Source organism: Pantoea sp. C1E2 (assembly GCF_056491465.1).
The window spans coordinates 3,345,518-3,358,582 of sequence record NZ_JBSZHT010000002.1 but is presented as its reverse complement, the minus strand read 5'-3'; the positions used below and the strand labels follow the sequence as shown (position 1 = coordinate 3,358,582).

The 13,065-nt window shown below is 55.5% G+C and carries 11 protein-coding genes; 1 reads left to right on the top strand and 10 read right to left on the bottom strand.

All coding sequences use genetic code 11. From position 1 onward, the window contains the following. Positions 1-32: 32 nt before the first annotated feature. Genes ACXI0A_RS16070 through ACXI0A_RS16035 form a run of 8 tightly spaced genes read right to left on the bottom strand, consistent with a single transcriptional unit; the run spans position 33 to position 7,956 of the window. The gene (locus tag ACXI0A_RS16070; protein ID WP_476151024.1) at positions 33-995 is read right to left on the bottom strand and encodes a PfkB family carbohydrate kinase; all 963 of its coding nucleotides are present in this window, start codon (positions 993-995) and stop codon (positions 33-35) included. Further along, on the bottom strand, positions 995-1,888 hold the full coding sequence (alsK, locus tag ACXI0A_RS16065; RefSeq protein ID WP_476147742.1) for an allose kinase: 894 nt from the start codon (positions 1,886-1,888) through the stop codon (positions 995-997). The genes ACXI0A_RS16070 and alsK overlap by 1 nt, the downstream gene beginning before the upstream one ends. Continuing rightward, positions 1,885-2,577 (bottom strand): D-allulose 6-phosphate 3-epimerase, encoded by a 693-nt coding sequence (gene alsE, locus ACXI0A_RS16060; protein WP_224930716.1) that lies wholly within the window; start codon positions 2,575-2,577, stop codon positions 1,885-1,887. The genes alsK and alsE overlap by 4 nt, the downstream gene beginning before the upstream one ends. Continuing rightward, complete coding sequence (locus ACXI0A_RS16055) at positions 2,577-3,626, bottom strand: ABC transporter permease subunit (RefSeq protein ID WP_476147743.1); 1,050 nt, start codon at positions 3,624-3,626, stop codon at positions 2,577-2,579. Before ACXI0A_RS16055 ends, alsE begins: the two co-directional genes overlap by 1 nt. A gap of 13 nt (positions 3,627-3,639) precedes the next feature. Beyond that, positions 3,640-4,629, bottom strand: coding sequence for an ABC transporter permease (locus tag ACXI0A_RS16050; RefSeq protein WP_045814874.1), 990 nt, complete (start codon positions 4,627-4,629; stop codon positions 3,640-3,642). After that, positions 4,622-6,127 carry a sugar ABC transporter ATP-binding protein gene (locus ACXI0A_RS16045; RefSeq protein WP_224932008.1) on the bottom strand — a complete coding sequence of 502 codons (1,506 nt, stop codon included), beginning with the start codon at positions 6,125-6,127 and terminating at the stop codon, positions 4,622-4,624. The genes ACXI0A_RS16050 and ACXI0A_RS16045 overlap by 8 nt, the downstream gene beginning before the upstream one ends. 2 nt (positions 6,128-6,129) lie before the next feature. Beyond that, positions 6,130-7,113 carry a substrate-binding domain-containing protein gene (locus tag ACXI0A_RS16040; protein WP_034825834.1) on the bottom strand — a complete coding sequence of 328 codons (984 nt, stop codon included), beginning with the start codon at positions 7,111-7,113 and terminating at the stop codon, positions 6,130-6,132. A gap of 12 nt (positions 7,114-7,125) precedes the next feature. Next, on the bottom strand, positions 7,126-7,956 hold the full coding sequence (locus tag ACXI0A_RS16035) for a DeoR/GlpR family DNA-binding transcription regulator (protein ID WP_224930723.1): 831 nt from the start codon (positions 7,954-7,956) through the stop codon (positions 7,126-7,128). Between the two features lie 579 nt (positions 7,957-8,535). Between ACXI0A_RS16035 and ACXI0A_RS16030 the strand changes: the two genes are divergently transcribed. Continuing rightward, positions 8,536-9,594 (top strand): DUF1176 domain-containing protein, encoded by a 1,059-nt coding sequence (locus ACXI0A_RS16030; protein WP_476147746.1) that lies wholly within the window; start codon positions 8,536-8,538, stop codon positions 9,592-9,594. Positions 9,595-9,697: 103 nt separating this feature from the next. Here the strand turns inward: ACXI0A_RS16030 and ampH are convergent, their stop codons facing one another. Next, complete coding sequence (gene ampH / locus ACXI0A_RS16025; RefSeq protein WP_476147747.1) at positions 9,698-10,873, bottom strand: D-alanyl-D-alanine-carboxypeptidase/endopeptidase AmpH; 1,176 nt, start codon at positions 10,871-10,873, stop codon at positions 9,698-9,700. 145 nt (positions 10,874-11,018) lie between these two features. Continuing rightward, entirely contained in the window at positions 11,019-13,028 is a 2,010-nt protein-coding gene (gene tkt, locus ACXI0A_RS16020) for a transketolase (RefSeq protein WP_476147748.1), read from the bottom strand. Positions 13,029-13,065 lie beyond the last annotated feature (37 nt).

Below are 13,065 nucleotides of genomic sequence, written 5' to 3'. Positions count from 1 at the left end.
TATGGGCGACCTTAATGGCCGCCCACCGTCATTCAAGCCATCACTTCAAACGGCTCAGGCACACACTCCGGATGGGCCTGCATACGCGCCAGTGCTTCGGCATAAGATGGCATAGAGTTAGCCGCACCAGAACGCTCCACACACAGCGAAGCAAACGCCGAGGCAAAAAGTGCCGCCTGTGGCAGTTCATCACCCGAAGCTAAACGTGCCGCCAGTGCGCCGTTAAACGCATCGCCCGCACCGGTGGTATCCAGCGGTTGCGCCGGGAACAGCGGAATGCGCAGCGGTTGTTGTTCCGCGTTGGACAGCAGGGCACCCGCCATCCCCAGGGTAATAATCACCTGACGCGCGCCTTTGCGGTGCATCACTTCGGCCGCTTTCTGCGCGCTGGCAAAATCAGTGACCTTCACACCAGTGATCTGCATCGCTTCGGTGCTATTAGGCGTCAGCAGATCCACCTTCGCCAGCAGCGCGTCGCTCACTTTCTGCCAAGGCGCCGGGTTTAAAATCACAAAGGTGCCACCCGCACGCGCGTTATCAATCATGCGCTGAATGGCATTCAGGTTGTTCTCTAACTGTACCAGCAAAATATCCGCCGCCGCCACCGTAGGCTGACAGCGCGACACTTCCGCCGCCGTTACCGTGGTGTTCGCACCTGGAAACACCGAAATCATGTTCTCAGCATCATCCCCGGCCACATAGATCAGTGCGTTGCCGGTGGGTTTCTCTTTGCAGGTAAACAGCGTAATCGCATCGAAGCCGGTTTTCTCGAGGTGACGACGGGCAAAAGTGCCGAAATCATCGTTACCCACTTTACCGATGTAGTGTACGCGAGCCCCGGCACGCAGCGCCGCAGTGGCCTGGTTTGCCCCTTTGCCGCCTGGTCCCATCATGCTGTTGTGGGCGGTCAGTGATTCACCGGGCATCGGGAAACGGTTCATCACCGCGACCACGTCGAGGTTGAACGAGCCAAACACACACACTTTTCCTTTCATCATGCACTCCTGAACAGGCGTTCGGCGGCTAAACAGGCTCCCCGACAGCCGGTGTGATCGGTGGACTGACTAAAGACGATCTTCAGATTGTCACGTGTGGCCGGTGGACGCAGATGCTGCTGAATCTGACTGCGTAACTGCGCCAGCGGGAAATCCGCCATCGCCAGTACGCCACCGCCCAAAATTAGGTACTCCGGATCGAGGATGTTCATCTCGGTGGCAATCAGCTGTGCCAGACGATACACAAACGCCTGCAGTTCCGGATGGTCGCCATGCTGAGTAAACAGCGCCGACATATCGGTATCCGGCACGTTTGCCCTGGCCCAGTGACTCAGCCAGTTGCCGGAAGTCACCGTCTCTGCACAACCGTGGTTGCCGCACGGGCAGGGCAGATCGTTCCCGGCAATCGGCACGTGGCCCAATTCCCCCGCGCCGCCGTGCTGGCCGTGATAGAAGCGGCCATTGATCCACAAGCTGTTGCCCATGCCAGTACCGGGATACAAACCTACCGCGATATCCGGCAACTGCTCCAGCTGCATTAAATCCCACATCATCAGATGGTTAACGTCTTTATCCATCGCCACCGGCACGCCAAGACGTTCGGTGAGGATCGCCGCCACCGGCTGGTGATCCAGCGCCTGAATAAACGGCAGCGAAATCACCTGCTGGCGATCGCGGCTGAGAATGCCCGGCAATCCCAGCATCACGCCGCTCACTGGCTGCTGCTCCAGTGTTTCACTGATTAACTGCCCGAGTGCCGTCAAAGCGTCGGGCTGCTGCGCCCAGCTGGCCGTCGGCACCTTGCGGAAGCTGGACCAGATGCGTCCCTCTTCCATCAGCTGCAGACGTGTGCCGGTGCCGCCAATGTCGATACCCAGCCAGCGTGGAATCATGCGGATACCTTCGCCAGGCCCTGAGCTTCATCGATGCTGTCACGCATCATGTCCCAGGCCGTTGCTAAATCGTCATGGATATTGAACAGGCCAGAGGTACCGACGATCAGTACTTCAGCACCCGCACCGACCAGCGTGTTGTAAGTGCGCGTGTTGCACGAGCCATCAATCTCAATCAGATATTTGTGGCCATGCTGCTGCTTCAGGGCTTTCAGCTCCTGCACTTTCGCCACCATTTCCGGAATGAACGGTTGGCCGGCATAGCCAGGATCCACGGTCATCACGGTGATCTTATCCAGCAGATGAATGTAGTGATGGATAAATGACACTGGCGTCGCCGGGTTCAGCACCACGCCGACTTTCTTGCCGTGGCTGCGAATCAGGTTGATCACGCGGAACGCATCACGGTTGATGGTTTCGGCATGCGGGCAGATGTAATCGGCACCCGCTTTGGCAATCGCATCAATGAAATCAGTCGGCTGCTCCACCATCAAATGCACGTCGAGTGCCACTTTGGTGTGCGGGCGAATCTGCTCAATAAAGAACGGCGACAGCGTGATGTTCTTAACGTAATGACCGTCCATGATATCGATATGGAGGAAGTCTGCGCGGGAATCCAGCACTTCCAGCTGGTGCTTGATCTCCATCAGATTCATACACATCAACGACGGGGAGACTTGAATACGCATTAGACTTCCTTTTTTTCGGTCAGAGGATTAAGGGCCGCAGCGAGTTTGCTCAGCTTGACGGCACGATGTTCATTAAAACGGGCTTTAAATTGTTTGAAGGCCAGCACCACAATCAGTACTGCGCCCCACATCGCCAGGCTTACGTGCTGGCTGATGTTCATCAGATTGAATCCGGTTGAGAGCACTTGCAGCGCAATCAGCGCCAGCACCACACCGGTGACGCGGCCAAAACCGCCGTTGGGATCCGTGCCGCCGAGAATAATCGCCAGCACCGTCAGCAGCAGATACGCATCGCCGTAACCCATTCGTGCCGAGTTGAAGCGTGACATCATGATCAATCCGGCTAATACGCACAGCAGGCTGGAGATCACGTACACCAGCACCACCATGCGATGGGTGTTGATGCCGCTAAACCAGGTGGCATTGATGTTACTGCCGCCCATGTAGATGCATTTACCGGCGCGCGTTTTGCCGAGGAACAGCGCCAGCAGCGCAGCGGCAATCAGGAAGACCCACAGCGGCAGCGGCATACCCAACAGCGTGTTGGAACCGAGCGCCTGCACCACCGATGGCATGCCGCTCACGGCCGCACCTTTGGTCAGCCAGATACCGATGCCGTTCAGCGTCATCATGGTCGCCAGCGTTACCAGAATCGGATGAGCGCCAATTCGCGTCACCATCACGCCAGTAACCACGCCGATCACCACGGCAATTAACATCGCGCCGATGATGGCAATAAACAGCCACAACAGCTGCTGACCGGTGCCGGCATCAGTGGGCAGGGCGCTCATCAGTGTCCAGGCAATAAACAGTGCGGTCAGGTTGGCGGTGGCGATAATCGCCAGGTTCAGGCCGCCGCTGAGGATGGCGATAAACATCGCCAGCGTCAGTAGGCCGAGTTCCGGCAGCTGGAACGCCATACTCATAAAGGTCGAGTCGGTCATAAAGCGGCCCGGCAGCATAATGGTGAAGATTGCCAGCGCCAGCGCAATCAGCAGCATCAGGCCGATATTGGTGCCGTCCGGACGCAGAGCAGAGAGTGATTTCATGTGAATGCCCCTGTCAGACGAAACTGACGTCAGTTTCTTTACGTTTTTTGTAGTGAGTCACGGCAATCGCCACCATGATCACGCCGCCTACCACGATGTTCATGAAGTAGTTGGAGACGCCAATCAGGTTGAGGCCGTTCTTCAGAATGGCGATCAGGAACACACCCATTAGCGTGCCACTCACCGTGCCTTTACCGCCCATCAGGCTGGCGCCACCGAGTACCGTTGCTGCCAGCACATCCAGCTCGCCGCCGACTAAGGCATTCGGCACCACTTCACCCATGCGATACACCTGCACCAGCCCGCCAATCGCCGCCATCGCGCCGAGCCAGCCGTAAGCGAAGACATGAATCAAGCCGACGCGAATCCCGATACGACGTGCGGATTCCGCATCGCCGCCCACCGCATACAGCTGGCGGCCGAGATTGGTTTTGTTCAGCAGCAGCGCGGTCAGTCCGGCAATCACCAGCATGGTGATCAGCGGCAAGCCAATCTGGAAGCTGTTGCCTTGCCAGGTGAAGGGCAGCACGCTGCGCAGCGTGATCCACCAGTCCGGCAGGGAATAAAGGCTCTTACCGCCGGTCACCCACATCAGCAGACCAAACAGCAGCGACTGCATACTGATGGTGATGATGATCGACACCACGCGCAGTGAGGTGATCAACAGGGCGTTAATCACGCCGAAGGCAGTGCCACAGGCAATCGCCAGCAGGATGCTCAGCGCCGCGTTATCAAACTGGAACTGCACAAACAGCGAGGCGATCAGGTATTGCACCACCGACGCCACGGCGGCGAAGGAGATATCGATCCCGCCGGTCACCAGCACCACAAACAGACCGAGGGCAAAAATACCGGTCACGGCGTAGCTTTCGGCTAAATCCAGCAGGTTCTGCACCGAAAGGAATTGATCGCTGGCTACCGAGAAGAACAGGATGAAAGCCAGCAGTACCCACGCCAGCCAGCCCTGACTGGAGTGCGGACGTAAACGAGAAAAATCAGGCATTGATCACCTCCGCCAGCTGTTCTTGCTCAACGGTATCGGGTTGGTATTCGGCATGAACGGTGCCATCACGGAAGTGCAGAATGCGGTCGCAGTTGTACCAAACCTCTGGCACTTCATCGGAAATCAGAATGATCGACAGACCTTCCTTCGCCAGCTCGTGGATCAGCTGATAGATGCTGGCTTTGGCGCCGACATCCACGCCCACGGTCGGCGAATCCAGAATCAAAATGCGCGGCTGGGTCAGCACCCACTTCGCCAACACGATCTTCTGTTGGTTACCACCGGACAGGGTGGAGATCGCCAGATTGGGATCGGCCACGCGCACGCCGAGCTGTTGAATCCACTGCAGGATCAGCTTGTTTTTGCGGTATTCGTCGATTATGTGAAAACGGTTTTGCAGCTTATCGAGGATCGGCAACACCATGTTGTCGGCCACCGATTGTTGCTGCACCAGGCCCAGGGTTAAGCGGTCTTCGGAGACATAGCCGATACCGGCTTTGATGGCATCTTCATGGCCACGGAAGCGCACGGGTTTGCTGTCGAGCCAGATTTTGCCGCTGTCGGGTTTGGTCATGCCAAACAGTGACAGCGCCAGTTCGGTGCGACCCGAACCGAGCAGGCCGCACAGGCCGAGTACTTCGCCCTGATACAGCTTGAAATTGACGTCGTGATATTGTCCGGCGCGCGTCAGATTCTCGACTTCGAGAATGGCGCGGTCGGCATTGCGCGTTGGCGCTTTCAGCTGATAATCGAGCTTCAGCCCGGTCATCAGTTCAGTCAGATGATGTGGCGTCATCTCTTTGGCGGGCCAGCATCCCATCTTGCGACCGTCGCGGATCACCGTTACGCGATCCGAAATTTCCAGTACTTCATCCAGACGATGGCTCACAAACACCACGCAGATGTTTTTATCTTTCAGGTAGCGCACAGTGCGCAGCAGCTGATTCACTTCGGTGCGCGTCAGGGAAGCGGTTGGCTCGTCCATGATCACCAGGCGCGCATCGGCGACCAGTGCACGGCAAATGGCCACCTGCTGACGTGCGGCAATCGACAGCGCCGAAACTTTCTCATCCAAATCGAGATCGAATTTCAGCTCTTCAATAATGCGGGTTGCCGTTGCGCGCAGCTTCGCCTTGCGGTGCCAGCCCAACAGACTATTGAGATTGTGCTCAAAAGCGATGTTCTCGGCCACGCTCAAATTCGGGAACAGCGACAGATCCTGATAAATCACCTGGATGCCGAAATCACGCGCCTGACGGGTGGTCAGACGCGGGAAGGTCGGGCCATCACCTAAGGTAATGCGGCTGCCATTGTCCGGGGCATGCACCCCGGAAATGACTTTGATTAAGGTGCTTTTGCCACAGCCGTTGGTGCCAGCCAGGCAGTGCACTTCGCCCGCCAGTAAGCTCAGCGAGATATCGCTCAGTGCGCGGTTGCCACCAAATGTTTTCGACAGGTTGTCGAGCGCAATTATCGTCTGTGGGATCACCTCTTTCATCATTACAGCCCCATTTTCACCAGTTTTGGCAGGTTTTCTTTATCCAGGCTTTCGGTGTTGTTACCGAGGATGGTGTGGGTCGCCTCGTCAACTTTCACTTTGCCCAGACCGTCGATGGTCATACCGTCGGTGATTGGCTCTTTCTTCTGCATCATGTCGGCGATACGCACGAACACTTCACCGGCGGTTTGCGGGTTCCAGATGTAGCCGCCTTTGATCGCGCCACGCTGCACCAGAGAAGCACCCTGGCCTGGGCTGAAGGCGCCAATCACGCAGACCTGATCAATCTTGTTACGGTTCATCACTGCACGACCGGCACCGATTGGGCCCTGCGATCCGAATGCCATAATGCCTTTCAGATCCGGGTACTTGGACATCAACTCGTTGGTGGTACGGATGGAGTCATCCAGCGATTCGCCGACGCCGAACTTGTCGGTCACCATCTGCATTTTTGGATAGTGTTCTTTCTGATAATTCAGCGCCGCATCGGTCCACTGTTGATGCAGTGGCACGGTCAGGCTGCCGACGTACATGGCGTATTTGCCCTCTTCATGCATGCATTTCGCCAGCGCTTTCATATGGTTGATGCCGTGCGTTGGGGCATCTACCAGTTCGAAATCCCAGTTCGCGCCTTTCTGATCCGGTGATTCGTGGGTGATGACCTGAATACCGGCTTCACGCGCACGTTTCAGCACCGGCTCCAGCACTTTCGGGTCATTCGGCACCACGCCGATGATGTCGACTTTCTGCGCAATCAAATCTTCAATTGCACGCACCTGCAGGGCAGGGTCGGCGGCGGTTGGGCCTACCATCCATGCATCAATGCCGCGTTTCGCCGCTTCACTCTTGATGCCCGCTTCCATGGCGTTGAACCACGGAATACCGCCAATTTTCACCACGATGCCCATGCGTAATTTGTCAGCAGCGTGCGCGCCGGTGGCGGCAAACAGAGCAAGCAGAGAACAGGCGATAAGATGTTTTTTCATAAAGACTCCGGATTAATTTTTTATTAGCTGCATTGAATTGTTGCGCTGTGAGCAATCAATAATATTGACGCCGTTCCAGGCTAATTCTTGTTCCAGCTCTTTGTCTTTTAATTGGTCAGTGATGAGAAAGTCCACATCGCGATAATGACAAATACGCGCGAATGAGGGCCGCAGGAATTTACTGGCATCCAGCAGCAGATGTTTTCTTTCTGCTGCCAATAACATCTGTTGTTTTAAATGTGCGTTGTTTTCGTTACCTTCACGTAAATAACCGTCATTGCCTAAACTGCTACAGGAAAAAAAGATCTTATTAATCTGAAATTCCCGTAAAGGCTGCTCAGCGACAACACCGTGGAAATCTTCATAACGGTCAGAATATTCTCCCCCCAGACAGATGGTGCGGATACTGCCCCGCGCCGCAAGGGTTTGGACAATTCTGATGGAGTTAGTTAATACCGTTAATTCAATATCCGGCAGCTGTCGCGCTAAATACCAGCAAGTAGTGCTACTGTCGAGTAATATACAATCGCCGGGGCTGATGAAATCGAGTGCACGTTTGGCTATCACCATCTTTGCATCTACATGTTCATTCATTCGCTGGCGGAAAGATAATTCATACTCGTTAACACCCCTCGTATTCCCCTGAATGTTAGCGGCTTGTCGTTTTGCTGGTACTGCACCGCCGTGGCTACGTTGCAACAGCCCACGTTTCTCCAGTTGAGTTAAATCACGACGAATGGTTTCTTGCGAAACCTGACACAACGTGACTAATTCAGCGACAATAACCCGACCATTTAAATTTAGTTCGTCAATAATTCGCTGCTGTCTTTCAATCGGCAACATGACTTCCCTCCGATGGCTATAAAGTACTGGATACCGCAGCGGGAAAATGTGGACTGCGCACGAGTCCGCAGTGGTCAAAATGCCCGGCGACGTAAGAGTGATGTGAGTCGAATTTTTATGTAAATGAGATCTCAAATTTTCATTTAATAGAGATCTGATTCACATAAACACGCGTGTTAGCGCTAAATCGGGGGATCGGTAGCAAACAATTATTACCGTATGAAAACACCTTATCATGACCGGTTGTGACCGTTTGTGTGTATTTGACCGATTTGTGATGTGAATAAAATTGTTTTGGGCTGAGCCCCTACAAACGGCGTGGCTGCGCCAGGGCAGATATTTCACCCCCATGCACACTTTTAAGAAAAACATGACTCCACAGTCCGACGAATCCGATTGAGCGGAAATCAGTCAAAAAGGATGATGGAACCCTAGCTTCTCCAGCCTTAGATCGCCCCAGGCGACGGCTTTTTCAGCAGTTAGTACCGCTTTTAGGGCCAGCTCACAGTTTCGGCCTGCTGACCACGTTGCCGTTACGCTATGATTTCCTTTCAAGGAATTTGGGGACCTTTTTTTTTGATGTCTTATTGGATGAAGTTGCTGATTTTATTGCCCTTTGTGTTTGTCGCGTGCGTTCAGGCTGAGCCACTGCAAAAGTCATTTTCTGACTGGCAGCTCACCTGTAACAACGCGGCTTTTTGCGTGGCGCGCAGCTTTCCGGGGGACAACGGATTAGTGATGACCCTTTCACGCGGCGCTGGCGTTAACGATCGCCCACTGCTGCGTATCGATTACGGCAGCGCGTACAGCGGAGAACTGCCCGGCGGACCGTTAAAGGATAATTTGCTGCTGGATCAGCGTCGCCTGACGCCAGACCTCAAACACTGGAGTGTGGAGCCACACCATCTCGCCACCAGCAATGCTATCGCCATCGATGAGTTTCTGGCGCAAACGCTGGACGCCCATACTCTGCAACTGACCTATCAGGCGAAAGCCATCATTCCACTTAGCGGCATGAAAGCGGCGCTCCTGCTGATGGATGAAGTTCAGGGCCGGGTGAATGGCGCCAGCGCCTGGGTGAAGCGGGGCGATCGCGCGCAATGGGATGTTCCCCCTGTGCCGCAGGCCCCGCAACTGCCTGCTCCCTTGCCGCAGCCAGCGCCATTAACCCAGGAAGAAACTAGCGGGCTAATTGATTACGGCACCTGGCGGGTTAACACCGACAACTGTTCGCTCGACCCGCTGAGACGTGAAGTGAGTGTGGCGCCGCTCACCGACACGAAAGCTTTGCTATTAATCAGTTGTGAAACCGGTGCCTACAACGTGATTGATTTAGCGTTTGAAGTGACGCGCAGCCAGCCCTATGTGGCACGCGGACTGACGCTAACCTTGCCGTTTACGCCACCGGGACGCAGTGACAATCAAATGGAACTGGTGAATGCTGAATTTGATGCCAGCAACGGTTTGCTTTACACCTTCAGTAAAGGTCGCGGTCTGGGCGATTGCGGTGTCGCCACGCGCTGGCAATATGACGGCAATGAATTTGCGCTGGCAGAGTATGCTGAAGAGAAAACCTGTGATGCCTGGCATAGCAGTGATGATTGGCCAACCCTGTGGGTCAGCCAACCCCCGTCATAATTCGCACTGCAGATGCGTTGGCTGTTTTCATTCACCCCAGTCACTTACTGATGTAAGCTCCTGGGGATTCATTCAATTGCCGCCTTTCTGCATCACGAATTATCTAGGGGGAAGGTATGGCATTGATCATCATCGGTGAGCCATTTTGATTACCGACCAGCTCCACCAGCAGGTTATTCACGCCATCGCTCATGGGTGTGAAGCGTGACAGCGGTGAACGGGTCACCACCACAAATACCCCGACGTTACTTTGTGGCACCATCGCCATGTAAGTAATAAAGCCGCCGCCGCCGCCGGTTTTTTCGATAATGCCTGGACGACCCTCTTTCGGCCCCATATACACCCAACCCATGCCTAACGCATCGGCACGACCGGGCACATCCATACCTTCCACTTTGGTCAGCTGGTCACGGCGATAGATCAGCGTTTGCAGACGATCAACCTGTGGCGTGCGGTGATTGACCGCCGAGTTCAGGAACTGCTGCATCCAGCGGCCCATATCGTCCGGCGTAGAGTAAACGCCTCCGCTGCCCACTGCCGCGAGGGTGTTGTTGCACGGGCTGGCGCCTTTTTCTGGAATCATCAGACGCTGACACTGATCGGGTGATGGCGTGAAGGTGGTGTCTTTCATACCGAGTGGGCGAGTCACTAACTGCTGCAACAGCGCCGGATAGGGCATGCCTCCCGCTTTCGACAGGGCATCGCCCAGCAGATCAAAGCCGAGATTGGAGTAAGCGGCCTGGGTGCCCGGCGTGGCTTTCAGTTGCGCACCTTGCAGCCATTGCCAGCGATCGGCTTTGGTTGGCCAGACAAACACCGGTCGATGCGGTTTGCCGCCCGGCTGTTCACGTGGCAGGCTGCCGGTATGGGTGGCGAGGTTGATCAGGCGAATCGGCTGACCGTTGTAATTCGGGACGCGCGCGCCAGCCGGAGCATATTTGCTTAACGGATCGTCGAGGCGAATCTGTCCGCGTTCCGCCATCTTGACCATCACTTCGCTGGTCATCAGCTTGCTCAGCGAGGCGATGCGAATCACCGAATCAAGCTGAGGGCGCACGTTATTGCCAGGGCTGGTATCGCCAAAGCTGGCGAACACGCGCTGATTGCCATCGATCGCCACCAGCGCCATGCCGGTTGCGCCACTGCCATAGAAGATGTGCTCGGCGTAACGATCCACAATCTGAGAAGCCAGCAGCGGATCGGCCACCGTCTGCGCCATGCTTTTTAATGGAAGCACTGAAACCATTAAGGCCAGTAAAAAGGGAGTACGTTTTTTCAACGGGAAAGCGTCCGCAACAGGATTCGGAGGAAAGCTTATAGTAATCAGTTTGTGCGAGGCGTGAAGGGGGAAGGCAGGATTTTTTTCTGTATCAGGCTGTGATCAAAAAACGGCCCTTACGCCAAATGACGCAGGGCCGGATCGATTAGTGCGGCTTGAGTAATGCTTCGGTATGGCTCACGATATTTTCCACGGTAAAGCCAAATTCCGGGAACAGCTTGCCGGCCGGTGCAGACTCACCAAAGGTGGTCATACCGACAATCGCGCCATCCAGTCCAACATACTTGAACCAGTAATCTGCAATACCGGCTTCAACCGCCACGCGCGCTTTCACGCCGGAAGGCAGCACGGATTCGCGATAGGCCGCATCCTGCTTATCAAACACGTCGGTGCAGGGCAGCGACACTACGCGTACCTTGTGACCGCTGGCACCGAGTTTATCCGCCGCGCCCAGCGCGATTTCAATCTCAGAACCGGTGGCGATGATGATCGCTTCTGGCGTGCCCGCGCAATCCTGCAACACATAACCGCCTTTAGCGATATCCGCTACCTGTGCTTTGCTGCGTTCGGGCTGCAGCAGATTTTGACGCGACAGAATCAGCGCCGTAGGGCCATGGTGGCGCTCAACGGCGGCTTTCCAGGCCACGGCGGTTTCCACCTGATCGCACGGACGCCAGACGCTCATATTTGGCGTCACGCGCAGGCTGGCGAGCTGTTCCACCGGCTGATGCGTCGGGCCATCTTCGCCCAGGCCAATCGAGTCATGGGTGTACACCATCACCTGACGCGCTTTCATCAGCGCTGCCATACGCACCGCGTTGCGCGCGTACTCAACGAACATCAGGAAGGTCGCGGTGTATGGAATAAAGCCGCCGTGATGCGCCAGACCGTTACCAATCGCCGTCATACCAAATTCGCGCACACCGTAATGAATGTAGTTCCCAGCGAGATCCTCTTTGATCGACTTCGAACCCGACCAGATGGTGAGGTTACTCGGCGCAAGGTCTGCTGAACCGCCCAGCAGCTCTGGTAGCAGTTTGCCATACACTTCCAGCGTGTTCTGCGAAGCCTTACGGCTGGCGATTTTTTGCGGATTAGCCTGCAACTGGTCAACAAAGGCTTGAGTCTCTTCCGCCCATTTGGCCGGCATACCGCCATCCAAACGACGGCTAAACTCGCTAGCGAGGTCCGGGTGTGCGGCTTTATAAGCAGCAAATTTCTCATCCCAGGCTTTCTCACGCTGGCTGCCGGCCTCTTTGGCATCCCACTGCTGATAAATCTCTTTCGGGATTTCAAACGGCGGATGATGCCAGCCCAGTTTTTGGCGTGTCAGCGCAACTTCCTGCTCGCCCAGCGCGGCGCCATGTGACTCTTCTTTACCGGCTTTGTTCGGCGAACCGAAACCAATCACGGTACGGCAGATGATCAGCGAAGGCTTGTCGGTGACGCTCTGCGCTTCTTTGATCGCCGCCGCAATGGCTTCAGGATCGTGGCCATCAATGCCTTCCGCACTGCCAACCACGTGCCAGTTGTAGGCTTCGAAACGTTTATGCGTGTCATCGGTGAACCAGCCTTCGGTTTCACCATCAATTGAGATGCCGTTGTGATCGTAGAAACCAATCAGTTTACCGAGGCCCAACGTGCCCGCCAGCGAGCTGACCTCATGCGAGATCCCCTCCATCAGACAGCCATCGCCCATAAACACGTAGGTGTGATGATCGACGATATCGTGGCCCGGGCGGTTGAACTGTGCTGCCAATGTGCGCTCAGCAATCGCCATCCCCACGGCATTCGCCAGGCCCTGGCCCAGCGGACCGGTGGTGGTCTCCACGCCTGGCGTGTAGCCAATTTCCGGATGGCCCGGCGTTTTCGAATGCAGCTGGCGGAAGTTTTTCAACTCTTCCATCGGCAGGTCATACCCGGTGAGGTGCAGCAGGCTGTAAAGCAGCATCGAACCGTGGCCATTGGAGAGGATAAAGCGGTCGCGGTCGGCCCAGGCCGGGTTGTTAGGGTTATGTTTGAGGACATCGCGCCACAGCACTTCGGCGATATCCGCCATCCCCATTGGCATACCGGGGTGACCAGAATTTGCTTTTTGTACCGCATCCATACTTAAAGCACGAATCGCGTTAGCCAACTCTTTGCGTGAAGACATAGGGTTCTCCCTTATGATTGGGCAAATGAGGACGGGC

Excerpts from the sequence above, each read along its gene's own strand:
- alsK (WP_476147742.1), bottom strand. The coding sequence starts at position 1,888 with ATGATTCCACGCTGGCTGGGTATCGACATTGGCGGCACCGGCACACGT.
- ACXI0A_RS16045 (WP_224932008.1), bottom strand. The coding sequence starts at position 6,127 with ATGAAAGAGGTGATCCCACAGACGATAATTGCGCTCGACAACCTGTCG.
- ACXI0A_RS16030 (WP_476147746.1), top strand. The coding sequence starts at position 8,536 with ATGTCTTATTGGATGAAGTTGCTGATTTTATTGCCCTTTGTGTTTGTC.
- ACXI0A_RS16070 (WP_476151024.1), bottom strand. The coding sequence starts at position 995 with ATGAAAGGAAAAGTGTGTGTGTTTGGCTCGTTCAACCTCGACGTGGTC.
- ACXI0A_RS16050 (WP_045814874.1), bottom strand. The coding sequence starts at position 4,629 with ATGCCTGATTTTTCTCGTTTACGTCCGCACTCCAGTCAGGGCTGGCTG.
- alsE (WP_224930716.1), bottom strand. The coding sequence starts at position 2,577 with ATGCGTATTCAAGTCTCCCCGTCGTTGATGTGTATGAATCTGATGGAG.
- ACXI0A_RS16040 (WP_034825834.1), bottom strand. The coding sequence starts at position 7,113 with ATGAAAAAACATCTTATCGCCTGTTCTCTGCTTGCTCTGTTTGCCGCC.
- ACXI0A_RS16035 (WP_224930723.1), bottom strand. The coding sequence starts at position 7,956 with ATGTTGCCGATTGAAAGACAGCAGCGAATTATTGACGAACTAAATTTA.
- ACXI0A_RS16055 (WP_476147743.1), bottom strand. The coding sequence starts at position 3,626 with ATGAAATCACTCTCTGCTCTGCGTCCGGACGGCACCAATATCGGCCTG.
- tkt (WP_476147748.1), bottom strand. The coding sequence starts at position 13,028 with ATGTCTTCACGCAAAGAGTTGGCTAACGCGATTCGTGCTTTAAGTATG.